25 protein-coding genes are annotated in these 25,004 nt (G+C 67.3%); 7 read left to right on the top strand and 18 right to left on the bottom strand.

Annotated elements, in window-relative coordinates; translation table 11 throughout:
- Positions 1-19: 19 nt before the first annotated feature.
- The 6 genes from tolR to NX02_RS00325 form a co-directional block, all read right to left on the bottom strand.
- Positions 20-475 carry a protein TolR gene (tolR, locus tag NX02_RS00350; protein ID WP_025290227.1) on the bottom strand — a complete coding sequence of 152 codons (456 nt, stop codon included), beginning with the start codon at positions 473-475 and terminating at the stop codon, positions 20-22.
- Positions 475-1,170 carry a protein TolQ gene (tolQ, locus tag NX02_RS00345; RefSeq protein ID WP_025290226.1) on the bottom strand — a complete coding sequence of 232 codons (696 nt, stop codon included), beginning with the start codon at positions 1,168-1,170 and terminating at the stop codon, positions 475-477. The genes tolR and tolQ overlap by 1 nt, the downstream gene beginning before the upstream one ends.
- 17 nt (positions 1,171-1,187) lie before the next feature.
- Positions 1,188-1,634 carry a tol-pal system-associated acyl-CoA thioesterase gene (ybgC, locus tag NX02_RS00340; protein ID WP_039996334.1) on the bottom strand — a complete coding sequence of 149 codons (447 nt, stop codon included), beginning with the start codon at positions 1,632-1,634 and terminating at the stop codon, positions 1,188-1,190.
- Positions 1,635-1,921: 287 nt separating this feature from the next.
- Positions 1,922-2,935, bottom strand: a complete 1,014-nt coding sequence (locus NX02_RS00335) for an inorganic phosphate transporter (protein WP_025290225.1) — start codon at positions 2,933-2,935, stop codon at positions 1,922-1,924.
- 12 nt (positions 2,936-2,947) lie between these two features.
- On the bottom strand, positions 2,948-4,048 hold the full coding sequence (locus tag NX02_RS00330) for a DUF47 family protein (RefSeq protein ID WP_245648723.1): 1,101 nt from the start codon (positions 4,046-4,048) through the stop codon (positions 2,948-2,950).
- A gap of 115 nt (positions 4,049-4,163) precedes the next feature.
- Positions 4,164-4,559 (bottom strand): hypothetical protein, encoded by a 396-nt coding sequence (locus NX02_RS00325; RefSeq protein WP_025290223.1) that lies wholly within the window; start codon positions 4,557-4,559, stop codon positions 4,164-4,166.
- Between the two features lie 96 nt (positions 4,560-4,655).
- Between NX02_RS00325 and purL the strand changes: the two genes are divergently transcribed.
- Positions 4,656-6,821 carry a phosphoribosylformylglycinamidine synthase subunit PurL gene (gene purL / locus NX02_RS00320; protein ID WP_025290222.1) on the top strand — a complete coding sequence of 722 codons (2,166 nt, stop codon included), beginning with the start codon at positions 4,656-4,658 and terminating at the stop codon, positions 6,819-6,821.
- A gap of 103 nt (positions 6,822-6,924) precedes the next feature.
- Here purL and NX02_RS00315 read toward each other — a convergent pair whose 3' ends face one another.
- The 8 genes from NX02_RS00315 to NX02_RS00280 all read right to left on the bottom strand — a co-directional run bounded on the left by NX02_RS00315 (position 6,925) and on the right by NX02_RS00280 (position 13,480).
- Complete coding sequence (locus tag NX02_RS00315; protein WP_025290221.1) at positions 6,925-7,533, bottom strand: F0F1 ATP synthase subunit B family protein; 609 nt, start codon at positions 7,531-7,533, stop codon at positions 6,925-6,927.
- Positions 7,526-8,020, bottom strand: a complete 495-nt coding sequence (locus NX02_RS00310) for a F0F1 ATP synthase subunit B family protein (RefSeq protein WP_025290220.1) — start codon at positions 8,018-8,020, stop codon at positions 7,526-7,528. The genes NX02_RS00315 and NX02_RS00310 overlap by 8 nt, the downstream gene beginning before the upstream one ends.
- A 64-nt stretch (positions 8,021-8,084) precedes the next feature.
- The gene (locus tag NX02_RS00305; RefSeq protein ID WP_025290219.1) at positions 8,085-8,312 is read right to left on the bottom strand and encodes a F0F1 ATP synthase subunit C; all 228 of its coding nucleotides are present in this window, start codon (positions 8,310-8,312) and stop codon (positions 8,085-8,087) included.
- Positions 8,313-8,364: 52 nt separating this feature from the next.
- On the bottom strand, positions 8,365-9,150 hold the full coding sequence (locus tag NX02_RS00300) for a F0F1 ATP synthase subunit A (RefSeq protein ID WP_025290218.1): 786 nt from the start codon (positions 9,148-9,150) through the stop codon (positions 8,365-8,367).
- A 37-nt stretch (positions 9,151-9,187) separates the two neighbouring features.
- Positions 9,188-9,508, bottom strand: coding sequence for an AtpZ/AtpI family protein (locus NX02_RS00295; protein ID WP_025290217.1), 321 nt, complete (start codon positions 9,506-9,508; stop codon positions 9,188-9,190).
- A gap of 161 nt (positions 9,509-9,669) precedes the next feature.
- On the bottom strand, positions 9,670-10,065 hold the full coding sequence (locus NX02_RS00290) for a YdbL family probable chaperone protein (RefSeq protein ID WP_025290216.1): 396 nt from the start codon (positions 10,063-10,065) through the stop codon (positions 9,670-9,672).
- Positions 10,062-10,262 carry a YnbE family lipoprotein gene (locus NX02_RS00285; protein WP_047099710.1) on the bottom strand — a complete coding sequence of 67 codons (201 nt, stop codon included), beginning with the start codon at positions 10,260-10,262 and terminating at the stop codon, positions 10,062-10,064. The genes NX02_RS00290 and NX02_RS00285 overlap by 4 nt, the downstream gene beginning before the upstream one ends.
- 47 nt (positions 10,263-10,309) lie before the next feature.
- A complete protein-coding gene (locus tag NX02_RS00280) occupies positions 10,310-13,480 on the bottom strand; it encodes an intermembrane phospholipid transport YdbH family protein (protein WP_025290214.1) in 3,171 nt (1,056 codons plus the stop codon).
- Positions 13,481-13,678: 198 nt separating this feature from the next.
- On the opposite strand from NX02_RS00280, the gene radC reads away from it, so the two are divergent.
- Complete coding sequence (gene radC / locus NX02_RS00275; protein WP_025290213.1) at positions 13,679-14,392, top strand: RadC family protein; 714 nt, start codon at positions 13,679-13,681, stop codon at positions 14,390-14,392.
- Positions 14,393-14,471: 79 nt separating this feature from the next.
- Here the strand turns inward: radC and NX02_RS00270 are convergent, their stop codons facing one another.
- A complete protein-coding gene (locus NX02_RS00270) occupies positions 14,472-14,891 on the bottom strand; it encodes an EF-hand domain-containing protein (protein WP_025290212.1) in 420 nt (139 codons plus the stop codon).
- A 192-nt stretch (positions 14,892-15,083) separates the two neighbouring features.
- Here NX02_RS00270 and purB point away from each other — a divergent pair, with 192 nt between their 5' ends.
- On the top strand, positions 15,084-16,391 hold the full coding sequence (purB, locus tag NX02_RS00265; RefSeq protein ID WP_025290211.1) for an adenylosuccinate lyase: 1,308 nt from the start codon (positions 15,084-15,086) through the stop codon (positions 16,389-16,391).
- Between the two features lie 45 nt (positions 16,392-16,436).
- On the top strand, positions 16,437-16,667 hold the full coding sequence (locus NX02_RS00260; RefSeq protein WP_025290210.1) for a DUF4170 domain-containing protein: 231 nt from the start codon (positions 16,437-16,439) through the stop codon (positions 16,665-16,667).
- A gap of 203 nt (positions 16,668-16,870) precedes the next feature.
- Here NX02_RS00260 and greA read toward each other — a convergent pair whose 3' ends face one another.
- From greA to carA, 3 genes are all read right to left on the bottom strand, one after another.
- Positions 16,871-17,347, bottom strand: coding sequence for a transcription elongation factor GreA (gene greA / locus NX02_RS00255; protein ID WP_025290209.1), 477 nt, complete (start codon positions 17,345-17,347; stop codon positions 16,871-16,873).
- An 80-nt stretch (positions 17,348-17,427) separates the two neighbouring features.
- Positions 17,428-20,763, bottom strand: a complete 3,336-nt coding sequence (gene carB, locus NX02_RS00250) for a carbamoyl-phosphate synthase large subunit (RefSeq protein ID WP_025290208.1) — start codon at positions 20,761-20,763, stop codon at positions 17,428-17,430.
- Positions 20,764-20,826: 63 nt separating this feature from the next.
- Positions 20,827-21,990, bottom strand: coding sequence for a glutamine-hydrolyzing carbamoyl-phosphate synthase small subunit (gene carA / locus NX02_RS00245; protein WP_025290207.1), 1,164 nt, complete (start codon positions 21,988-21,990; stop codon positions 20,827-20,829).
- A 137-nt stretch (positions 21,991-22,127) separates the two neighbouring features.
- Between carA and NX02_RS00240 the strand changes: the two genes are divergently transcribed.
- The 3 genes from NX02_RS00240 to dnaG all read left to right on the top strand — a co-directional run bounded on the left by NX02_RS00240 (position 22,128) and on the right by dnaG (position 25,002).
- Positions 22,128-22,580, top strand: coding sequence for a GatB/YqeY domain-containing protein (locus NX02_RS00240; protein WP_025290206.1), 453 nt, complete (start codon positions 22,128-22,130; stop codon positions 22,578-22,580).
- 170 nt (positions 22,581-22,750) lie between these two features.
- The gene (locus NX02_RS00235) at positions 22,751-23,161 is read left to right on the top strand and encodes a GIY-YIG nuclease family protein (RefSeq protein WP_047099709.1); all 411 of its coding nucleotides are present in this window, start codon (positions 22,751-22,753) and stop codon (positions 23,159-23,161) included.
- A gap of 2 nt (positions 23,162-23,163) precedes the next feature.
- Positions 23,164-25,002, top strand: coding sequence for a DNA primase (gene dnaG, locus NX02_RS00230; protein WP_025290205.1), 1,839 nt, complete (start codon positions 23,164-23,166; stop codon positions 25,000-25,002).
- Positions 25,003-25,004: the final 2 nt, after the last annotated feature.

The following is a 25,004-nucleotide window of genomic DNA, read 5'->3' as shown; positions in this document are numbered from 1 at the left end:
CGAACGAGGCCGCCTGCGATCAACGCGGCTTCCCCTCATCGGTGCTGACCAGCGCGACGCGGTTGAGCCCCGCGCGGTTGAGTTCGCCCATCACGCGCATCACCCGGCCATAATCCAGCCCGCGATCGGCGCGCAGGAACACGCGGGGCGCCTTCTCGGGATCCTCGCCTTCCTTCGGCGCCGCCGCAGCCAGCCGTTCGGCGAGCTCGGATTCGGACACCTCGTCGTCGTCGAGGAAGATCCGGCCTTCGTTGTCGAGCGAGATCTGCAGCGGCTTCTGGTTCTGGTCGAGCGCGCCGGCGCGGCTGTCCGGCAGGTTCACCGGCACGCCGGTAACCAGCAGCGGCGCGGTGACCATGAAGATGATCAGCAACACCAGCATGACGTCCACCAACGGCGTCACGTTGATCTCGGCCATCGGCGCGCGCCGCGATCGGCGTCCGCGGCCACCGGAGGGAAGCCCGCCCATCGCCATCAGCGATCGAGCTCCAGTTCGCGCGAAAGCGTGGCATGGAACCCGTCCGAGAAGCGGTTGAGCTTTCCTTCCAGCCGGTTCACGCCATGGCTGAAGCGGTTATAGGCGATGACCGCCGGGATCGCGGCGAACAGGCCGATCGCGGTCGCGAACAGCGCCTCGGCGATGCCGGGCGCGACCACCGCGAGGCTGCTGTTCTGCGCCGCCGCGATCGACGTGAAGCTGCGCATGATGCCCCACACCGTGCCGAACAGGCCGACGAAGGGCGCGACCGAGCCGATCGTCGCCAGACTGTTCAACCGGTCGGCCAGCCGGTCGACCTCGCCCGCGGTGGCAGAGGCGAGCACCGTCGCCAGCCGCTGGCGGGTGCCGTCGCGGTCGATCGCGCCGCGCGCGGTGGAGCGGCGCCATTCCTGCACGCCGGCGGCGAACACCTTGGCGGCGGGCTGGTCGGCGCGACCGGCGCCCTCGTAGAATTTGTCGATGTCCTGCGCCTTCCAGAAGTCGCGCTCGAACTCATCGGAGTCGCGCATCGCCCGGCGCAGCTTGATGCTGAACCCGACGATCATCGTCCAGGTCCAGATCGATGCGAGCAGCAGCCCGACCATCACACCCTTCACGACGATGTCTGCCTGCAGGAACAGCGCGATCGGCGAAAGCGTCGCCGCCTCCGTGCTCAGGGTAATGCCTTCCATCGCGCTTCAGATCTCCCTTACAGCAGCCGCTCGAATCTCTCGACCCATGCGCGCGGCTGGCGCTTGGGACGTCCGTCCGTCGTCAGGAAGGCCACGACCACGTCCGCTTCGGACAGGCTTTCATCGCCTCGCCTGACTGTCTGATGAATATGGCAGCTTGCCCCGCGAATTTGGGTCACTCTGCTCACCACCACCAGCGCATCGTCCAGCTTTGCCGGGCGGCGATAGCGGATCGAAAGCTCGGCGACGGCATAAACGCCTTCCCCCGCATCGATGGTTCCACGCTGGTCGATCTCGAGCAGGCGCAGCATGTCCGATCGGGCGCGCTCCATGAAACGCAGATAGTTGGCGTGATAGACCACGCCCGCCACATCGGTATCCTCGAAGAAGACGCGCACCGCGAAGCGGTGCTCGCTGCCGACGAAGCGGCCGCCTTGCGGGTGGTCGGAAACGTCGTACGACATGGGCAAGGGCTGTAGCCGCGCGAGTCTGCGGTTCAAACCCCAATTCCGCTTATGGGGAAAAGGCGGTGGGCCTTCGCACTCCGGAGCGGGCCTCCCACCCCCGTTCGCCCCGAGCGAAGTCGAGGGGTGGTTCGAGCGCAGCCGAGAACCGAGAACCGCTCCGAACCTGTCCCCAAAGCCGTCTCGGCTTCGCTCGACGGCCCCCTCGACTTCGCTCGGGGCGAACGGGTGGTGGGTACGGCGTTCGGGATGATGGGAATGCGTGGAGAATTCGGAGTCCCCCCGCCTCAGAACAGCCGGGTCAGCAGATAGAACAGCGCGCCGACGGTCGCGGAGGCGGGAATGGTGATGATCCATGCGGTCACGACGTTACCGGCGACACCCCACCGCACGGCCGACGCGCGGCGCGCGGTGCCGGCACCGATGATCGAGCCGGTGATCGTATGCGTGGTCGATACCGGAATGCCGAGCACGGAGGCGGTGAACAGCACCATCGATCCTCCCAGCGAGGCACTGAACCCCTGATGCTGCGACAATTTGGTGATCCGCGAGCCCATCGTCTCGATGATCTTCCAGCCGCCCGTCATCGTGCCCAGCGCGATCGCGATGTAGCAGCTGATCGCCACCCAGTGCGGCACCTCGAACGGCCCGGTCATATAGCCGGTCGAATAAAGCAGCACCGTGATGATCCCCATCGTCTTCTGCGCGTCGTTGAGGCCGTGGCTCAGCGAATAGGCGGCGGACGAGATCAGGTGGAGCACGCGGAAGCTGCGTTCGGCCCCCCTGGCGGTCGCACGGCTGAACAGCCAGCTCGTCGCCAGCATGATCAGCATCGCGAGGATCATGCCGAGCGTCGGCGAGAGCACGATCGCGATCAGGGTCTTGTTGAGACCGCCCCACTGGATGCCGGTGATGCCGGCATGGGCGACACCCGCGCCGATCATGCCGCCGACCAGCGCGTGGCTGCTGGAGGACGGGATGCCCTTCAGCCAGGTGACGACATTCCAGAACATCGCGCCGATCAGCGCGCCGAACACCACGGCGGGCGTCACGAGCTGCTTGTCGATCAGCCCCTGCCCGATCGTCTCCGCCACCTTGTGCAGGGCGGGAAAGGCGATCGTCAGGAAATAGGCGGCGAAGTTGAACACGGCCGCGAACAGCACCGCGTGGACCGGCTTGAGCAGGCGGGTCGCGACCACCGTCGCGATCGAATTGGCCGCGTCATGCAGCCCGTTGAGGAAGTCGAACGCCAATGCGACGACGATGAGGCCGATCAGCAGCGGTAAAGCGAGTTCATGCATGGATGGCGGCGATCAGGCGTGATCGATGACGATGCCGTCGATCTCGTTGGCCACCGCCTCGAACGCGTCGACGATCCGCTCGAGATGCTTGTAGACCTCACGCGAGACAATGAAGCGCAGCGTGTCGCCGCTGCCATGCGCCTTGAAGGCGTGCTTCACGCCGATCGCATGGATCTCGTCGGCATGGGCTTCCATGCGGATCAGGCGCTCGGTCAATTCGTGCAGGCGCCCGCCGTTGCGGCCGACGTCGCGCAGCAGCGGCATCGCTTCCGCCACCAGCCGGGCCGCATCGATGATGATGGCGGCCATATCCTTCATTTCCTGATCGAAATCCTTCACCTCATAGAGGTCGATCGCCATGACCGTGGCGTGCATCTCGTCGATCGCGTCGTCGAGCGAGCCGATCAGGCTGCTGATCGCGCCGCGGTCGAAGGGCGTCAGGAAGGTCTCGCGCACCGTGCGCAGCATCTCGCGGGTGATGTTGTCGGCATCGTCCTCGCGCTCCACCACCTCGCGGATATGGTCGGCATTGCCGTCCTGCAGCAGCCGCGCCATCGCGTCGGCGGCGGCGACCACGGTCGCGGCGTGCGCCTCGAACAGCTCGAAGAAATTGCCGGTCTTCGGCAGGAGCCGCTGGAACCACGCGAACATGTGACTGACCTTCGATGTGCCGGCAACCGTCTGCAAGAAGCCGGTGCGCCGCGCCGCCGAGCGGAACTCGGCCTGGTTGAACGAGCGAATGAGATCGCTGAGATCGGGTTCGTCGACCGCATCCGCCGCGTCGGCCAAGGTGAACCAGCGGCGCTCGCGCTGCCCCTGTTCCTTCCACATGCCGAGTTCGCTGCTGACCGCGAGCGGAAACACATCCACGTCGATCATCAGCGAGGCGCCGTTGCGGCGCTTCTTGCGGTAGCGGTAGGAACCCAGCGCGGTCGGGCAGATCGCCCCGCGCACGCCGGCTTCCTCTTCCGCTTCCAGCGCGGCGGCGGCGTGCGGGCTATGGCCGCTGGCCTGGTTGCCCTTGGGGATCACCCAGCGCTTGCTCTCCCGCGAGGTGACCAGCAGAACCCGCACCGGCGCATCGATCGCGCCGCCATCGGCGCGGTACGGCAAGGCGGCAATCTGGCGAATCTCTCGGGGCTTTCTGCGCGGGCGGTCGATGGAAGGCGCGCGTTACGCTTTTGTGACAGTCCAGTGCAAGCGAATCAGCGATCATCGCGCGACCGGATCAGTCGGACAGCCAGACGCGTTCGAACGCGGCACCCGTCCAGATCGCCACCGCCTCGGAACTCTCATCGGTGCCGTAGCTGAGCGTATCGCCCTCCACGGAGACGGCGCTGCGTGCGCACGGCTCGCCCGCCGGCCCCAGCCCCTTCCCGCACGCGGTGGCATAGGTGCCGGGCGCGGCCTTGCCGAAATGGAAGGTCTCGGGCTGGTCGATCAGCACGACGACCAGCGGAAGCGCGCCCTCCCGGCCCGGCTTCACCACCAGTTGCTTGCCGCCGCCCGGCGCGTCCTCGATCGCCGCGACATCGGGGGTTCCATCGCGGTCGAAATCACCGGTCACCGGCGCCGTGGCGGCGCCCGCGCCCGCCATCATCAACATCGCGGCCATCATGCTCATGCCCGTCTCCTTCTTTCAGCCGAAGGGACAACGCCGCAGCGACGCCGCTGTTTCCGGGCCTAGCAACCCCGCGCGCACCCGGCTAAGGGCACGCGCATGACCCAGATCACGCCCGCGATCGTCGCCGAACACGGCTTGTCCGAGGAAGAATATCAGCGCGTCCTGAACGCGCTCGGGCGCGTGCCCAATCTGACCGAGCTCGGCATCTTTTCGGTGATGTGGTCCGAGCATTGCAGCTACAAGAGCTCGCGGATCCACCTGAAGAAGCTGCCGACCACCGGTCCGCAGGTTATCTGCGGCCCCGGCGAAAATGCCGGCGTGGTCGACATCGGCGACGGCCAGGCCGCCATCTTCAAGATGGAGAGCCACAACCACCCCTCCTACATCGAGCCCTATCAGGGTGCCGCGACCGGCGTCGGCGGCATTTTGCGCGACGTCTTCACGATGGGCGCGCGCCCCGTCGCCAACCTGAACGCGCTGCGATTCGGCCGGCCGGACCATCCCAAGATGCGGCACCTGATCGCGGGCGTGGTCAGCGGCATCGGCGGCTACGGCAATTGCGTGGGCGTGCCGACCGTTGGCGGCGAGGTGAACTTCCACCGCGCCTATGACGGCAACATCCTCGTCAACGCGATGACGGTGGGCGTCGCCCATACCGACAAGATCTTCTATTCGGCCGCCTCGGGCGTCGGCAATCCGATCGTCTATGTCGGCTCCAAGACCGGGCGGGACGGCATCCACGGCGCGACCATGGCCTCGGCGGATTTCTCCGAGGATTCGGAAGAGAAGCGCCCGACCGTGCAGGTGGGCGATCCGTTCACCGAGAAACTGCTGATCGAGGCCTGCCTCGAACTGATGGCCTCGGACGCGATCGTCGCGATCCAGGACATGGGCGCCGCCGGCCTCACTTCTTCCTCGGTGGAAATGGCGTCCAAGGGCGGCGTCGGCCTGCTGTTGAACATGGACAAGGTGCCGCAGCGCGAAACCGGCATGACCGCCTATGAGATGATGCTCTCCGAATCGCAGGAACGCATGCTGATGGTGCTCAAGCCCGGCCGCGAGCCCGAGGCGGAGGCGATCTTCCGCAAGTGGGAACTGGATTTCGCGGTGATCGGCGAAGTCACCGACACCGGCCGCATGGTGCTGGTGCATGGCGGCGAGACGGTGTGCGATATCCCGCTCGCCCCCCTCGCCGACGACGCCCCCTGCTATGACCGTCCGCATGTGAAGACGCCGGCGCCGGCGGCGCTGGCCGACGTGCCGGCCTCGAGCGGCATCGCCGCCGACCTCGTCCGGCTGATGGGCGCGCCCGACATCGCCTCGCGCCGCTGGATCTGGGAGCAGTACGACCACATGGTCGGCGCGGACACCGTCCAGCGCCCCGGCGGCGACGCCGCGGTGGTGCGCGTCCACGGCACCGACAAGGGCCTCGCGATCAGCACCGATTGCACGCCGCGCTATTGCTATGCGGACCCGTTCGAGGGCGGCAAGCAGGCGATCGCCGAATGCTGGCGCAACATCACCGCGGTCGGCGCGACGCCGCTCGCCACCACCGACTGCATGAATTTCGGCAACCCGCAGCGGCCCGAGATCATGGGCCAGTTCGTCGGCTGCATCGAGGGCATGGCGGAAGCCTGCGCAGCGCTCGACTTTCCCATCGTGAGCGGCAACGTCTCGCTCTACAACGAAACCAAGAACGACGACGGCACCGGCTCGGCGATCCTGCCGACGCCGGCGATCGGCGGCATCGGCCTGCTCGCGGACTGGTCGAAGTCGGCCACCATCGCGTTCAAGGGCGAAGGCGAGGCGATCCTGCTCGTCGGCGGCGACACCGGCCATCTCGGCCAGTCGATCTGGCTGCGCGAGATCCACGGCCGTGAAGACGGCCCGCCGCCGCCGGTCGACCTCGCGGCCGAGAAGGCCAATGGCACCATCGTGCGCGACCTCATCCTCGATGGCACGCTGAGCGCCGTCCACGACGTCTCGGACGGCGGCGCACTGGTCGCGGTGGCGGAGATGGCGCTGGCAAGCGGCATCGGCGCGCAACTGACCGGGCTGGATAGCGCCGCGGCGGCGTTCGGCGAGGACCAGGCGCGCTATGTGGTCACGACCAAGGATCCGGACGCAGTGGCCGCAACGGGCATCGCGGTGACGCGCATCGGCACGACCGGCGGCGACGCGGTGGTCGTTGCCGGCGGCGCGGCGACCCTGGCCGACCTGCGCGCGGCGCACGAAGGGTTTTTCCCGAAGCTGATGGGCTGAGCTTCCGCTCAGCCCGTCCCCTTCAAGGCCCAAACAGCACCCACATGAAAAAGGGCGCCGTTCCCATCGGAACGGCGCCCTTTTTCTAACCGTGAACCGAACCTCAGTTCAGCCGCGTTCCGATCCCGGCGATTGTCTGGTCGACCAGCGCGCGATCCGCGCCCGCGTCATGCTTGGCTGCGATCAGCGCCGCCGCGGCAGCCGCCGCAGCACTCGCCGCCTTGGCGCGGACGTCGGAGATCGCAGCGCGCTCGGCGGCAGCGATCTTGTCTTCGGCCATCTTCGCGCGGCGCTGGGTCAAATCCTGCGCCGCCGCCTCGGCGTCGACGAGGATCTGCCTGGCTTCGGCTTCGGCGTGGGCGCGCATCGATGCGGCCTCGGCCTCGGCCGCCTTCAGCTTGGCATCATATTCGGCACGCAGCGCCTCGGCCTCCGCACGCAGCGCCTTGGCTTCGTCGAGCTGGCTGCGGATCGCCGCGATCCTGCCGTCGAGGCCGCGTGCGAACAGCGCCGGCACCCGCTTCCACAGCAGGATGAGGATGAACACCGTCATCGACAGCGCCACCCAGGCGCTCGGGCTCAGCCCCAGCGCGGAGGGTTCGGCATGGGCACCGCCATGCGCCTCGGTGCCGCTGTGCAGCCCTTCGGCGGTGTCGGCGTGCGACAGATTCGCGGCCACTTCCGCCGATCCGGGGGAGAGCGTCTCAGCCATGATTCATCGCTGCCTTCACTGCCTGGGTCGCTTCGTCGGCGCTCACCGGCACGCCGGAAAGGCGGGCGACGATGTCCTGCGCGGCTTCGGCCGCGACCGCCTCGATCTCGAGAAGCGCCGCATCGGTCGCGGCACGGATACGCGCCTCGGCCGCGGCGATGGTCGCCTCGTTCCGGGCGTCACCCTCGGCGACCCTCGCCTCGGACGCAGCCGCCGCATCGGCCTTGGCGGCCTGGGTGAGCTTCAACGCCTCGGCACGATTGGCTTCGGCCTTGGCGCGATACGCCTCGTCCCGCTCGTCCGCCGCCTTGCGCGCGGCGTCGGCCGCGGCGAGGTCTCCGGCGATCTGGCGGTCGCGCTGGTCAACCGTCGCCTGGATCTTGGGCACCATGCCGAGACCGATGACGAAGAAGACGAAGCCGAACGTCAGCAGCACCCAGAAGATCTGCGACGAATAGGTGGCGGCGAGCTGGGCTATCTGGGGCATCGTGCCTTGATTCCTGTCCTGCCGCCCGAACCATCAGGACCGGGCGGCGGGGTAAAAGACGTCGTTAGGCGACGAAGATCAGGATCATCGCGACGACGAACGCCAGCAGACCGAGAAGCTCGGCGGCGGCGAAACCGATGAAGAGGCGGCCCTGCTGGCCGTCGGCGGCTTCCGGATTGCGCAGCGCGCTCTCGAGGAACGACCCGAACACGTTACCCACACCGATGGCGGCCATGCCGGCGCCGATCGCAGCGAGACCAGCACCGATCAGCTTGGCGGCTTCTGCGTCCATCATGTAAAACTCCCTTGGTAAATTCGGTTGACAAGAAAAGATCGAAAACGGCTCAGTGCAGGTTCTCGGCGTCGTTCAGGTAGAGCGACGTGAGCAGCGCGAAGACATAGGCTTGGATGCCAGCGACCAGGATCTCGAGGGCGCAGATCGCGACCATCAGGATGAAGCTGGCGCCGCCGATCGGAATGCCGAACATCAGGCCGGCATTGGCGCTGTCGATGACGAAGCTGGAAAGCACCTCGAGCAGAACGTGGCCGGCCATCATCGCGACGAAGAGCCGGAGGCCAAGGCTGAACGGACGGACGAGGAACGAGATCAGCTCGATGATCGGGATCAGCCACAACAGCCACACCGGCGTGCCGTGCGGCACGAACAGCGAGAAGAAATGCAGGCCGTGGCGCCAGAAGCCGACGATCAGAACGATCGAGAAACTCATGATCGCAAGCACGCCGGTAAGCGTGAAATGGCTCGTGATCGTGAACGGATGAATGCCGACCAGGCCCAGCGGCAGCAGGCCGAGCAGGTTGGCGAACAGGATGAACATGAACAGCGAGAAGATGTAGGGCACATATTTGCGCCCCCTCGGCCCGACATTCGCCGACAGCATCGAATCGATGAAGCCGGTCATGCTCTCGACCGCCATCTGCCAGCGGCCGGGAACCAGCGCGCGCTTCATGCCGCCCAGCATGAACACCCACAGCACCACGACGGTGATCACCATCCACAGTGCCGAGTTGGTGAAGGCGATGTTGTGACCCGCGACGTTCCAGTGATCGGTGCCGAACAACGGCTCGATCGTGAACTGGTGCATCGGGTCTACTTTGCCCTGTTCGGCCACTTGGCTACCCCAATCCCTGCGACCAAAGCGCCCGAAATCACTTCGAGCGCTGGTTCGAAATCCTGATGATGTTCCTGAAGGAGACGATGATCCCGAGAGCCATCACCACCAGCAGACCCCATGGCGACGTGCCGGCGAAACGGTCAATGACCCAACCGATCAGCGCGCCGCCGGCAATCCCCCCGATCAGTTCGGCGAGAACGCGGTTGCCGAGACGATAATTCTCGTCCTGCCCCTTCTGCGTTTCGCCCGTCCTGACCGCTTCGTCGTGCTTCGCCTGCCTGAGCCGCTTGTCCAGCGCCTCAAGCCGTGCATCGCCGCCGTCGCGGGGGTCCTGCCCGGGTTCGTCTTTCGCCATATTCTCCTCTCCCGGCGCCGAGGCGGCCTGGAGCTTCCCGAGACATGAACGACGAGTGAACCCGCCAAGGCGCGGCCCGTTTAGGTAGCGAGCCAGCCCGAGTCAACCATGCGGGGGCCAACCCTTGCGCTTCGGGCCGGAGCGAGGCCGGCCCGACACCCTCAGCCGGGGCAGTTGGCCGGCAGCTGCACCGGCGCGCTGCCCTGGCGCACCTGCCAGCTGCCGTCGAGCAGGCGATAGGCCTGGCCCGGGCCAACGCGGGTGGCAAGGGTTCGGCAGCCTGTCGCCGCCGCCGCCGCCGCGACGCTGACGCCGCGCTTGGCGGCGAGATCGGTATAGGCATCGCGCCGCTTGATGTTGATCGATTCGACCTCGGCGCGCACGTCGGCGCTCACCGAGCCGCGGACGCCCAGATAGCCATCGGCCTGCTCGCCGACCGTGCCGGCGGAGATCGCCGCCGCGACGGCGCCGGACTGCGCATAGGCGATGCCGCCGATTCCCGCAGCCATCGCCAACGCGATGCCTGCCACGGCGGTGATGATCATCCTGTTGGTCATTGCGGGAACAGCTCCGGATTATCCTCGATCAATTTCTCTGCGTCCTGCTGGAGTTTCACGAGGACCTCCTGCTTGACGCTGATATTCAGGTTGATCTCGATCGGCTTGTCGGGCGCGGTGACCTGGATGCATCCCGGTACCGCGAACGCCAAGCCACCGAGAGTTGCGGCCCGTGCCGCCAGATCGCTCCATGCCATCACCGGACGGGTCGCACCGCATCGCCTGCTCGTCAATATCGAACGCTTCATGGCACAGGATCGCTTTCCTTTGGCTGAACGGGGCCAGCCCCGGGCGTGGCAGCCGGCGCATCGGCAGGAACGGCGGGAACGGCAGGAACGGCATCGTCTGCGGGCACCGCGCCCGGCGGCAGCGCGTCACGCACCAGGATGGAGGGATCGTAGAAAGACTTGGCCGTGGTCATCAGCCCGCGGAAGGGCGCGGTGATCTTGATGTTGAAGATGAACTGGCGGCCGAGGATCTGCTCGAAAAGCCCGCCCTTCCCCTTCTCGATACCCTGCTGGTTGACACCGTCGAAGCGGATATCGCTAACAAGCTCCCCGTCGATCGCGCCGTTGAGGCCGATCGTCAGCCTCTTGTAGCGGATCGACTTCAGCGCATCGAAAGCGATGTTGGCGAAGAAGTTCAGATCCATGTTGCTGATGTCGCCGATATAGGAAAGCGTGCCGCCCTCCTCGCGCACCTTCAGATAGCCGCCGTCGATCCGGCCGCCGTGCTGATCGAACACCATCGGCAGCACGCCATCGAACTTGCCGGTGGCGTTGAGATTGTCGAACTCGAACTTGTTGATGAATTGTCCCGCGTCGAGACCGGCGACGCGGAAGGTCAGCCGCCGCTCGGCCGCGGTCATGTCGATCACGTCGGGATCGAGGATCAGTTCGCCGCCGGCGAACGGCCAACGCCCGCTCTCCACCTTCACCCGCTGGCCGGCGAGCAACTGGTAGCGGATCTCGCCATCGTTCACGGCGACGCCGGGATTGGCCTCGCCGATCCGCATCACCTGCCCCGGTGCGGTTTCCAGCGCCAGGAGATCGGTGAAGCGGACCTCGCCAGTAAGACCGCTAACGGGGCCGAACGCCGCGGCGAGCGCGGTATCGTCGGTGCGGAAGACGCCATTGCTCGTCACGCCCTTCGGCGACCAGTCGATCTCGCCCTGCCCGCGCACCGTGCCGCGGACATTGGCTACGACGCCCAAGGTCAGGTGGGTCAATTCCTCGGGCTGCAACGCCTTGTCGAAGGTGATGCCGGGCACGTCGAGCGCGGCATGGCCGGTTCCGGTCGACAGGCGGTGATCGATCGTCACCTTCGTCACCGTCGAGCCGTTCTTGGGTTCGACCAAGGTGCCCCCCGCCGCGATTTCGCCATTGGCCAACACCAACACGAAATCGGGCGAGCGTAGCGGCTGGAATCGCGGGGGGGTGGCTTCGTCGTCGACGCGGAGCGCAGCACCCAGCCCCAATATGCCGTTGCGCAGCCGCCATTTGCCCTCCCCCTCGGAGACCAGCAGCGGCACCGCGCCGATCTTGCCGGAAAGCGCTGCGAACGTGCCGGCGAGCGCGCCGCCATCGATTCGGCCGTCGAGCCGGCCGATGTCGAGCCGCGTCTCGCTGTCGGGTTCGCCAAGGCGCACCGCAAGGTCGGACAGCCCCAGCGTGCCATCCCCCAGCTTCACCCGCGCGCCGCTCGCCGCCAATGTCACCGGGCTGCTGCCCAGCCGCCCCGCGAGCCGCGGCGCGACGATCGCGGCACCGCCGCGCAACCGGCCGCCGGTCATCACCAGCAGCGCGCCGCCTTCCACCGGGCACAGCCCGAGCCGCGCCGGGCGCAGCACCAGCCCCGCCGCGCTGACCGAGCGCCAGTCGAGCGGCGCGCAGGAGCGGTTGACCACGAAATTGCCGCGCGTATCGACCAGCCCGCTGACGGGCAGGCTCAGCCCCTCGACGCGCCCGTCCGCCAGCGGCCCGTCCAGCGTCACCCGCGTGTCGAAGCGGGCGCCGTCGGGCAATGCCGCGAAGCGCACCGGCGCCAATGTCAGCCGCGCGCCGCCCGCGGCATAGGGCGCGAACCGCGCCTCCCCGGTCAGCGGTCCGCCGGGCATCCGCTGCGTCAGCCGGATCACGCCCTCGGGCAGCCCGCCGCCGGCAATGCTGAGCGTGCCGTCGATGCGCGCATCGGCCTGCGGCCAGCGCAGCAGCACGCCCTCGCCCTCGCCCTCGCCCTCGCCCTCGCCCAAGGCCAGCCGCGCGCCGCTGGCGCTGTCGAGCGTCATCCGGGAGACGGTGAGCGTGCCGCCGCCCGTTCGCGAATCCAAGGCCAGCTGCGCATCGAACCGCGCATCGCGCGCGGCATTCGCCAGCGCCGTGCCGAGCGCGCTCGCCAGCGGACCGGCCGGGGTTCCCGCCGCACTGCCGCCGATCCCGCGCAGTTGCGCGATCGTGGCATCCGCGAGCCGCGCCGATGCGGCGCCCGCGTGGCCCGTGAAACGCAGGCGATCGCCCGCGACCGCATAATCGCCGTCGATCGAGACGTCGCGCCCCGCCCCCTGGGGCGCGGCGACGCTTGCCGCAGTCAGCTGCAGCATCCCGTGGGTGCCGGCCGCCTTGCCCGCGAAATCGAGCTTCCCGCCGATGCGTGCCAAGCGGATGTCGGCATAGCGCGCCGCGGCCAGCGCCAGCCGGACATCGCCCGACCAGGCATCCAGCGGCCCTGACAGCGCCATGGTGATACGCATATCGGCATGGCCGGTGCGCAGCGCCAGCGCGGGGCAATCGAGCGTGTCGGTGCGCACCGGGCCACTCAGCGCTGGGCTGCGATCGACGATCTTGAGATCGACATAGGCGGTGGTCCGCGCCAGCGAGCAGCCGCCGATCGCGAGGTGCGGCGCAACCGCCGCCAGCCGGCCGCGGAAGCCGTTGCGCAGGTTGCCGCTGCCTTCGAGCTTCAGCCCGACCGGCCCCGTGGGGGCATCGAGCCGCATCCGCGCATCCTGCAGGACGACGCGCAGATCCGGCAGGCTGAAGGGCGCGCCGCTGGGCGCGGGCATCAGCCGGTCGAGGTCGCCCAGCGAGAGCGTGCCGTCGACGATCCGGCCGCGCAGCCGCACGCCGCCCGCGCGCACCTCGGCGATGCGCGGCGTGCCCAGCCGATAGGCGATGCGCAGTTCGGCCCAATCCGCGGTCAGGTCGGGCTGCGCGGGATCGCCCAGCACCAGATGCTCGATGCGCTGCCGCCCCGGGCCGAGCTCCACGAGGTCGTAGCTGCCGCGCACGCCGCGCCGCGCCAGTTCGGCATCGATATAGTTGCGCGCGATCGGCTTGCGCTGGAACCAGACCACGGCCAGCGACACCAGCAGCAGCGCGAAGACCAGCAGCAGCGTACGGCGCAGGACGGTGCTCATCGCCGCCCGGCGGAAGAAGGCTCCGATATGGTCATCCTTCCCGGCGGCTCCCAGTCATGCGCCCACAACGCAGGCCTAAGGATATGGTTCTTTGGTGGCAACACAATGCGTTTGCCGGGGAAAGCGGCCGCGTGCCGCCATCCGGGCGGTGGACGCGGCCCGCCGCCTCCCATAAATGCTGGCGGTGTGGGGGACGCGATGGAGCAAAAAGGCGATCGACCCGGGCACAAGGACGGGCCGGAGCGCAAGGATGGCGAAGGCCATCGCGCGCGGCTGCGCGGCCGGCTGCTCGCCGATGCCGACGGGCTGCTCGATCATGAACTGGTCGAATATCTGCTCGCGCTGGCGATGCCGCGGATCGACACCAAGCCGCACGCCAAGCGGCTGTTGACGGAATTCGGCGGTCTCGGCCCGCTGTTCGCGGCCGACGCCGAATCGCTTCGCCGGGTGACCGGCATCGGCGACAGCTCGATCGCCGCGCTGAAGATCGTCAATGCGGTCGCCGCACGCATGCTGAAAAGCACCGCGCAGGCGCGGCCGATCCTCTCCAATTGGCAGGCACTGCTCGACTATCTGCATGTCGACATGGCGCACAGCGCGATCGAGCGCGTCCGCGTGCTCCACCTCAACGCCAAAAATATGCTGATTCGCGACGAACTGATGAGCGAAGGATCGATCGATCAGGCCGCGGTGCATGTCCGCGAAGTGATCCGCCGCGCGATCGAACTGGGATCGAGCGCGCTGATCCTCGTCCACAACCATCCCAGCGGCGACCCGCAGCCCAGCCGCGCCGACATCACCCTCACCCGCGACATCATCGAGGCGGGGCGGCGGATGGACATCCAGGTCCACGATCATGTCATCATCGGCGCGCACGGGCATGCGAGCATGCGCGCGCTCGGCCTGATCTAAGCGCGGCAAACGCTGAAAAAGGAAAGGCGGACCGGAGGACCGGCCCGCCTTTCGCTGCGACACCGAAAGGGTGGCGGCGTCAGCCGCCGAGGAAACTCGTCAATTCGGTCTGGGTGACCGCCGAACTCTTGTCGGCATCGGCCTGGGCGAAGGCCTGGCCCGCCCAGGTGCTGAGCGCAGTCTGGTCGGCGGCCGCGGCCGGATCCGACTTGGTCTTGAGCGCGATCAGCCAGGTGCTGAATTCGGTCTTGCTGAGGTCACCGGTGCTGTCCTTGTCGTAGGCCGGGAACTCGGCCTTGACGATCTCGGCGACCGACGTCGGTTGAGCCGTCGCGGCGGGCGCTGCCGGAGCGGCTTCCTGCGGCGCAACCGCTTCCGGCATGGTCTGCGGGGCGGTCGCCGCCGCTGTTGCAGGATCAGCCGACTGCGGGGTCATTTCCTGCGCAAGTACCGGGGCAGAAAAGGCGAGGGCGCTGGCCAGAAGAGCATAACGCAACATACAGAATACTCCTGTTAATTTCGCACCGTTCCGGCAGTGAAGGGATACCGAAACTGTAAGTAATTAACCCCGACAGCAGCAAATCCGTTCCATCGGCGACTCGGTTGCCGGCTCGGTTCATCTCTGCTAGCGCGCGGCTCGCCGCGTCGGTCTGCCCGATCGACCTTCCACTCCTGTCACAAGGTCTCGACCATGATTTCCCGTTACAGCCGCCCGGCCATGACCGCGCTCTGGGCGCCCGAAGCGAAGTTCCGCATCTGGTTCGAGATCGAGGCGCACGCCACCGACGCGCTGGCCGAACTGGGCGTGGTGCCGAAGGAAGCCGCCGCGGCGATCTGGGAACGCGGCGCGTTCGAGGTCGATCGCATCGACGCGATCGAGGCCGAGGTGAAGCATGACGTGATCGCGTTCCTCACCAACGTCGCCGAACATGTCGGCCCGGAGGCGCGCTTCATGCACCAGGGCATGACCAGCAGCGACGTGCTCGACACCTGCCTCGCCGTCCAGCTCGCCCGCGCCACCGACATCCTGCTGGAGGATCTGGACAGGCTGCTCGAGGTGATCAAGCGCCGCGCCTATGAGCATAAGCTGACGCCGACGATCGGCCGCAGCCACGGCATCCACGCCGAGCCGGTGACCTTCGGGCTCAAGCTGGCGCAGGCCTATGCCGAGTTCGCACGCAACCGCGACCGCCTGGTCGCCGCACGGGCCGACGTCGCGACCTGCGCGATCTCAGGCGCGGTCGGCACCTTCGCCAACATCGATCCGCGGGTCGAGGCGCATGTCGCCGACAAGATGGGGCTGACGGTGGAGCCGGTGTCCACGCAGGTGATCCCGCGTGACCGCCACGCGATGTATTTCGCCACTCTGGGCGTCATCGCCAGCTCGATCGAACGGCTCGCGACCGAGATCCGCCACCTGCAGCGCACCGAAGTTCTGGAGGCGGAGGAATATTTCTCGCCCGGCCAGAAGGGCTCGTCCGCGATGCCGCACAAGCGCAACCCGGTGCTGACCGAGAACCTCACCGGCCTCGCGCGCATGGTGCGCGGCTATGTCACCCCGGCGCTGGAGAATGTGGCGCTGTGGCACGAGCGCGACATCAGCCATTCGTCGGTGGAGCGCTATATCGGGCCCGACGCCACGATCACGCTCGATTTCGCGCTCGCGCGCCTCACCGGCGTGGTCGACAAGCTGGTCGTCTATCCGGCGCGGATGCAGAAGAATCTCGACCGGATGGGCGGCCTCGTCCATTCGCAGCGCGTGCTGCTGGCGCTGACCCAGGCCGGCGTGAGCCGCGAGGACGCCTATCGGCTCGTCCAGCGCAACGCGATGAAGGTGTGGGATTCGGACGGCGAACTGTCACTCCTGGATCTGCTGAAGGCCGATCCCGAAGTGACCGCAGCGCTCGGCGCGCAGGACATCGAGGAGAAGTTCGACCTCGATTACCATTTCAAACATGTGGATACCATTTTCGCACGCGTGTTCGGCGAAGCGGCGTGAACGGCGGACTTTGCTGCGTCGCGGCGGGCTGCTAGTCAGTCCGCCATGAGCAAGATCCATCTCGTTTTCGGCGGTCGCGTCAAGGACCCCCAGACCCTCGATTTCGCCGACCTCAAGTCGCTCGACGTGGTCGGCTTCTTCGAAGACTATAGCAGCGCCGAGAAGGCATGGCGGGCCGCAGCGCAGCGCACCGTCGACGACGCCGAAATGAAGTATGTCGTCGTCCACCTCCACCGCCTGCTCGAGCCGGACGTGCTGGCGCCCAGCAAGGACTGATCCCTGCTTTCTTCCCCGGGCCGAGCTCGGGGAGGATAGGAAAATTGGTGCAGCGCCCCACCTTCTCCCCTTGGGGGAGAAGGATACGAAGCCTTATGAGCGAAGCGAATTAGGCGGAGTTGGATGAGGGGTTGCGCTCGCGCAGCGAGCGCGCGGCGCGGAAGCGCCGCAACCCTCGCCCCCAGGGGCGAGGGATATGAGCCTCATTTGAACTCGATCTTGTCGACCACATAATAGCGGTCGCCCGACGGCACCGTCACCTCGACCTCGTCGCCCACCTGGCGGCCGATCAGTGCGCGGCCCAGCGGCGAATTGTACGAAATCCGGCCGGTCTTCGCGTCTGCCTCGGTCTGGCCGACGAGCTGGTAGGTGATGGGATGATCATCCTCGTCCAGCAGGGTCACCGTCGCGCCGAATACGACCTTGTCGCCGCTCAGCTCGGTGGGATCGATCACCTGCGCGCGGCTGAGCTTGTCCTCGATGTCGGCGATCATCGCCTCGATCTGGCCCTGACGCTCCTTCGCGGCGTGATATTCGGCGTTTTCCGAAAGGTCGCCATGCGCGCGCGCTTCCTCGATCGCGTCGATGATCATCGGGCGCTCGGCGCGCAGCCGGCCAAGCTCGTCGTTGAGCATCCGCTGGCCCTCGGCCAGCATCGGCATCTTGTCGACGGTCGCCATCTAGTTCTTCCTCGTCAAAAACCCACTTTCAGCGCCTCTCCCTGAAAGAGGCGCCCTCGGCTTGAACTGAAATTTCGGGATCAGCCGTGCGAAAGCGAATAATATGACTGCAAGGGGCGTACTTCAAGGGGCTGCTGTTGCAGCGCCGCGATCGCGCGGGTCGCGGCGACGCTTGCCGCCGCCGTGGTGAAATAGGGAATCTTCCCCGTCACAGCTGTCGCGCGGATCGACTGGCTGTCCTTCAGGGACTGCCAGCCCTCGGTGGTGTTGAACACCAGCGCGATGCCGCCATCGATCATCCGGTCGACGATATGCGGCCGGCCCTGCGCCACCTTGTTGACGCGCTCCACCGGCAGCCCATGCGCTTCCAGATAGGCCGCGGTGCCGTCGGTCGCGACGAGGGTGAAGCCGAGCGCGACGAGTTCGCGCACCGCCGGCAGGATCACCGGCTTGTCGCCATCCTTGACGCTCACGAACACCGCGCCCTCGGTCGGCAGCACCAGCCCGGCGCCGAGTTGCGCCTTGGCAAAGGCGGTAGCGAAATCGCGGTCGAGGCCCATCACCTCGCCGGTCGACTTCATTTCGGGCGAGAGCACCGGATCGACGCCCGGGAAGCGGCCCCACGGAAACACCGCTTCCTTGACTGCGATGTGGGCGATGTCGCGGTTGATCGCCGGCAGGTTGGCGAGCTTCTCCCCCGCCATCACCCGCGCCGCGATCTTGGCGATCGGGCTGCCCACCGCCTTGGCGACGAAAGGCACGGTGCGGCTGGCGCGCGGGTTGACCTCGATCAGATAGACCTGGCCATCCTTCACCGCGAACTGGATGTTCATCAGGCCGATCACGTTCAGCGCGTTGGCCAGCGCCACCGTCTGCCGCTCGATCTCGGCGACGATCTCGGCGGAGAGGCTGTAGGGCGGGAGCGAACAGGCGCTGTCGCCCGAATGGACGCCCGCCTCCTCGATATGCTGCATCACGCCGGCCACGACGACGTCGGTGCCGTCGCGGATCGCGTCGACGTCCACTTCCACCGCGTCGCGCAGATACTGGTCGATCAGCACGGGCGACTCGCCGGAGACCTGCACCGCGGTCTGGATGTAATCGTCGAGCTGCTGGAGGCCGTCGACGATCTCCATCGCCCGGCCGCCCAGCACGTAGCTGGGCCGCATCAGCACGGGATAGCCGATGCGCTCCGCCACCGCGACCGCCTCGTCACGGCTGCGCGCGATGCCGTTCAGCGGCTGTCTGAGGCCGAGCTTCTCGACGAGCGCCGCGAAACGCTCGCGATCCTCGGCGAGGTCGATCGCGTCGGGGCTTGTGCCCAGGATCGGGATACCGGCCGCTTCCAGCGCCTTGGCGAGGTTGAGCGGGGTCTGGCCGCCGAACTGCACGATCACCCCCACCAGTTCACCGTTGCCCGCCTCGACGTGAAGGATTTCGAGCACGTCCTCGGCGGTCAGCGGCTCGAAATAGAGGCGGTCCGAGGTGTCATAATCGGTGGAGACGGTTTCGGGGTTGCAGTTGACCATGATGGTCTCGAACCCGGCCTCCGCCAGCGCGAAGCAAGCGTGGACGCAGCAATAGTCGAACTCGATGCCCTGGCCGATGCGGTTGGGGCCGCCGCCGAGGATCACGATCTTGCGGCGGTCCGACGGCTGGCTCTCGCACTCGGGCGCGCCGAACACCGGCGCCTCGTAGGTCGAGTACATGTAGGGCGTCTTCGCCTCGAACTCGGCCGCGCAGGTGTCGATGCGCTTGAACACCGGGCGCACGCCCAGCTTGTGGCGCAGCGCGCGCACCTCGGCCTCGGTCACCCCGCCAGTCATCGCGACGACGGCGTCGCGGACGAGGCCCGAGCCGCCGGCGATCGCCCGGTCCATGCCCGGCGCGACGTTGGCGGATTGCAGCGCCAGCCAGGCGAGCCGCTTGTCCGAAAAGCCCATCGCCTTGAGCTTGCGCATCGCCGCGGCATCGCGCGGCAGGCCGTTGCGGCACACATGCTCTTCCGCGGCGACGATCTCGGCGAGCCGTTCGAGGAACCAGGGATCGAACTTCGCGATCGCGTGGATCTCCGCAATCGTCAGGCCTTCACGCAGGGCCTGCGCGGCGACCAGCAGCCGGTCCGGCGTCGGCTTGGAGAGCGCGGCGATGATGTCGTCCTTGGGCGCACCCGCCAGCCGGTCGACGCGGTTGAAGCCGGACAGGCCGGTCTCCAGCCCGCGCAGCGCCTTCTGCAGGCTTTCATGGATGTTGCGGCCGATCGCCATCACCTCGCCGACCGACTTCATCGCGGTGCCCAGCACCGCCTCGGCGCCCTTGAACTTCTCGAAGGCGAAGCGCGGGATCTTGGTGACGACATAGTCGATCGTCGGCTCGAACGATGCCGGCGTGGCACCGGTGATGTCGTTGTCGATCTCGTCGAGCGTGTAGCCCACCGCCAGCTTGGCGGCGACCTTGGCGATCGGGAAGCCGGTCGCCTTCGAGGCCAGCGCCGAGGAGCGGCTGACGCGCGGGTTCATCTCGATCACGATCAGGCGGCCATCCTTGGGATTGACCGCGAACTGGACGTTGGAGCCGCCGGTTTCGACGCCGATCTCGCGCAGCACCGCGATGCTGGCGTTGCGCATGATCTGATATTCCTTGTCGGTCAGCGTCAGCGCCGGCGCGACGGTGATGGAATCGCCCGTATGGACGCCCATCGGATCGATATTCTCGATCGAGCAGATGATGATGGCGTTGTCGTTCCTGTCGCGCACGACCTCCATCTCATATTCCTTCCAGCCGAGCAGCGATTCCTCGATCAGCACCTCGGTGGTGGGGGATGCGGCGAGGCCGCCGGTCACGATTTGGCGGAACTCGTCCTTGTTGTAGGCGACGCCGCCGCCGGTGCCGCCCATGGTGAAGCTGGGGCGGATGATCGCCGGCAGGCCGGTATGCTCGAGCGCGGCCATCGCCTCGTCGACGGTGTGGGCGATCACCGAACGGGCGCTCTCCAGCCCGATCTTGTCCATCGCGTCGCGGAACTTCAGCCGGTCCTCGGCCTTGTCGATCGCCTCGGCGTCGGCGCCGATCATCTTGACGCCATACTTCTCCAGCGTGCCGTCGCGGAACAGCGCCAGCGCGGTGTTGAGCGCGGTCTGCCCGCCCATCGTCGGCAGCACCGCATCGGGGCGCTCCTTCTCGATGATGCGCGCGACGATCTCGGGCGTGATCGGCTCGACATAGGTCGCGTCCGCCATCTCCGGATCGGTCATGATCGTCGCCGGGTTGGAGTTGACCAGGATGATCCGGTACCCCTCCTCGCGCAGCGCCTTGCAGGCCTGGGTCCCGGAATAGTCGAACTCGCAGGCCTGGCCGATGATGATCGGGCCGGCGCCGATGACGAGGATCGAGGAGATGTCGGTGCGTTTGGGCATCTTATTGGGTCACTTCAGCGAGAGCGGACGGGAATGAGCGAGACAGGCGCCGGGCGCCGTCCCTCACCGGAGCGAATTCACGAACTTCTCGAACAGATAATGGCTGTCCTGCGGGCCGGGCGATGCTTCGGGGTGATATTGCACCGAGAAGGCCGGCCGGTCGGTCAGCTCGAAGCCGGCGTTGGAGCCGTCGAACAGGCTGATATGGGTGGTGCGGGCGTTGGCGGGGAGCGTATCCGCATCCACCGCGAAGCCATGGTTCATGCTGGTGATCTCGACGCGGCCGTCGTCGGTGCGCTTCACCGGATGGTTCGCGCCGCGATGGCCCTGGTGCATCTTGATCGTCTTCGCCCCCGCGGCAATGCCGAGGAGCTGGTGGCCGAGGCAGATGCCGAAGATCGGCTTGGCCATATCCAGCAGCGCCCGGATCACCGGCACCGCATATTCGCCGGTCGCGGCGGGATCGCCGGGGCCGTTGGACAGGAAGATGCCGTCCGGCTCATGGCGCAGCACGTCTTCCACCGTCGCGGTTGCGGGCACCACCGTCACCCGCGCACCCGCGGCGACGAGGTTGCGCAATATATTGCGCTTCAGGCCATAATCGATCGCGACCACGTGCGGTCCATCGGGGTTGGCGGCGTGGGTGGCATAGCCGGCCCCCAGCGTCCACAGCCCGTCGTCCCACGCATAGGTTTGCAGCGTCGAGACCTCCCGGGCGAGGTCCATGCCTTCCAGCCCCGGCCAGGCGCGGGCCTGTTCGAGCAACGCGGGAATGTCGAATTCGCCCGCGGCGCTGTGCGCGATGACCGCGTTCGGCGCGCCCTTGACGCGGATCGTGCGGGTCAGCGCGCGGGTGTCGATGCCGGAAACGCCGATGCGGCCGTTGACCGCCATCCATTGTGCAAAATGTTGCACAGCGCGGAAATTGCTCGGCTCGGTCACGTCCTCGCGCACGAGGCAGCCCAGCGCGTGCGGGTTGATCGCCTCGACGTCCTCACCATTGGTGCCGACATTGCCGATGTGCGGGAAGGTGAAGTTCACGATCTGCCCCGCGTAGGACGGATCCGTCATCACCTCCTGATAGCCGGTCATCGAGGTGTTGAAGCACAGCTCCCCCACCGCGGCGCCCTCGGCACCGAAACCTCGCCCCCAGATCACCGAACCATCGGCCAAAACGAGGACTCCCGTCGCTCCTTCAGGTGGACGCGCGGAAGTGTATTCGGCCATGGACTGGCGCTCCTCATAAAGACTGCGGACGGGCAAACGGCGGGGTACCTAGGGACGCCCCCCGGGCGGGTCAATCTATTAAAATCTGCGCGCCGCCGCTATGGGGATCGTTTACCCGCAAGATGCGAAAGAGACCCATGATCCGGGACGATATCAAGGCCGCGCTCGTGACGGCGATGAAGGGTGGCGACAAGCCGTCCACCGCGACCATCCGGCTGATCCAGGCCGCCATCAAGAACCGCGACATCGAGGCGCGCACCGGCAAGGCGCCGGCCGACGACGATGCGCTCGTCGTGGAGGTGCTGCAGAAGATGGTGAAGCAGCGCCGCGAGTCGATCGAGCTCTACGAAAAGGGCAACCGCGCCGAACTGGCCGAGGTCGAGAAGGCAGAGGTCGTCGTGATCGAACGCTTCCTGCCCCGCCAGATGGACGAGGCCGAGACCGGCGCTGCGATCGAGGCGATCAAGGCCGAACTGGGCGCGAGCTCGGTCAAGGATATGGGCCGGGTGATGGCGGTGCTGAAGGAACGCCACGGCACCACCCTGGACATGAGCAAGGCGAGCGCCGCGGTGAAGGCGGCGCTGAGCTGAGCTTTCCTGTGGATAAGTTGGGGGTATCCTGTGAATAAGGCCCAACGGCGCCCACTTGCCCCCGCTCTTGTGAGTTTGGCTTTGGGGCGATCCATCAACCACGCTAGGCTCGCTCCCCCTCCTCCGTTCGTCCCGAGCGAAGTCGAGGGACGAGGGGACACGAAGACCGCGTGGCATTCTGGGCCTATATCCTGCGCTGCGCCGATGGCCGGTATTACACCGGCCACACCGATGCGCTCGATCGCCGGATAGCCGAGCATCAGACCGGCGGGTTCTGCCTCTTCACGTCGCAGCGCCTGCCGGTCGAGCTTGTCTGGGCGCAGGGTTTTCCGACTCGCATCGAGGCGCTCGAAGCCGAGCGCCGCATCAAACCCTGGTCGCGCGCCAAGAAGGACGCGCTGATCCGGCAGGATTGGACCGCGTTGAAATTCTTTTCCCGCCCGCCCGGGGAGCGTTCTACGCTTCCTTCTCTTCCCCCATGTCCCTCGACTTCGCTCGGGACGAACGGTGAGGGGGATGGTCCGCGCGGCGATTCGGACAGGCCCTCCCCCAACCCCTCCCGCTCTGCGGGAGGGGAGTAATCATGGCGCTTTCCCCGCAATTCCTCGACGAGCTGCGCGATCGCACGACGCTGTCGACGCTGATCGGGCGCACGGTGAAGCTCACCCGCAAGGGCCGCGAATATTCGGCCTGCTGCCCGTTCCACCAGGAGAAGACCCCGAGCTTCTACGTCAATGACGAGAAGGGCTTCTACCATTGCTTCGGCTGCTCGGCGCATGGCGATGCGATCAAGTGGCTGACCGAGGCGCGCGGCCTGCCGTTCATGGATGCGGTGAAGGAACTCGCCGCGACCGCCGGCATGGAGGTGCCCGCGCCCGATCCCCGCGCCGCCGCCAGGGCGGAACGGGCGGTGGGATTGACCGATGCGATGGAGGCCGCCGCGCGCTGGTTCCAGGACCAGCTTGCCGGCATCGATGGCAGCGAGGCGCGCGCCTATCTGGAGAAGCGCGGCATCGCCGCCGCGACGATCAAGGCGTTCGGCATCGGCTTCGCACCCGACAGCCGCGGCAAGCTGCGCAAGGCGCTGGACGGCTTCGGGGACCAGATGCTGGTCGATTGCGGCCTGCTCATCGCGCCGGAGGACAGCCGCGAGCCCTATGACCGGTTCCGCGGCCGGCTGATGATCCCCATACGCGACCAGCGCGGACGGACGATCGCGTTCGGCGGCCGCATCATCGGCCAGGGCGAGCCCAAATATCTGAACTCGCCGGAGACGGCGCTCTTCGACAAGGGCCGCACGCTCTACAATCTCGATCGCGCCGCGCCCGCCGCGCGCCGCGCCGGCCGGGTGATCGTCGTCGAGGGCTATCTGGACGTCATCGCGCTGGCGCAGGCCGGCATCGACGAGGCGGTGGCGCCGCTCGGCACCGCGCTCACCGAGGCGCAGCTCGAACGGCTGTGGAAGATCGTCGACGTGCCGACCCTGTGCTTCGACGGCGACAATGCCGGCCAGAAGGCGGCGATGCGCGCTGCCGAGCGCGCCTATGCCGCGATGGTCCCGGGCCAGTCGCTGCGCTTCGTGAGCCTGCCCGGCGGCAAGGACCCGGACGACGTGATCCGCGAGGGCGGGGCCGCGGCGTTCGAGGCGGTGGCAGCCACCCCGCGCCTGCTCGTCGACCTGCTGTGGGAAACGGCGGCGGCGGGGCTCGACCTTGCCGGTCCCGACGGCCGCGCGGCGCTGCGCCACCGCCTGGACGAGGTGGCGAACGCGCACACGGTGAGGGTGATCGCGGAGGAATATCGCCGCGCCTTCCGCGACCGCTTCTACCAGGATTTCGGCTGGAAGCGCGGCGGCGACCGCGACGGCAACCGCGATGGCCGGGGCGGCGGTGCCGGCGGCCCGCGCCGACTGCCGCCCGGCCAGCGCGCGGTGGAGGAAGCGGTGCTGCGCGCGGTGCTCGTCGGGCTCGCGCTGTGGCCGCGCGCGATCGCCGCGGTGGCCGAGCCCTTGTCCGACCTGCTGATCGACGATCCGCAGCTTTCGGAGGTCCGCGACGAACTGCTCAGCACCGCGATAACCCGGCCAACCCTTGATGATGGCGCCCTCAGATCCATATTGGACATGCTGCGAATGCCCCCGAAAGGCGATCGCGGTGCGGCGCCGGAGCTCGGCTATGCGTTTCTCAAATCGGCGGACGACAGCGAATCGGCAGAATATCAGCTGCGCGAACTGGTGGAACTGCTGGCCCGGGAACAGGCTCTGACGCAGGAATTTGAACGAGTCGCGCAGCGTCTGATTGAAGATTTATCGCCGTCGAACTACGAGGCGTTAGAATCCCGGCGTCAGGCGTTACGCGAAGCGAGGGCGGCGCTTCTAGGCAGGGCCTATGAAATTGGGTCCGGCCCCGAGGAACAGGTTTAGAA

This window comes from Sphingomonas sanxanigenens DSM 19645 = NX02 (assembly GCF_000512205.2).
Lineage (GTDB): Bacteria > Pseudomonadota > Alphaproteobacteria > Sphingomonadales > Sphingomonadaceae > Sphingomonas_D > Sphingomonas_D sanxanigenens.
This window is presented reverse-complemented; position numbering and strand designations above follow the sequence as displayed.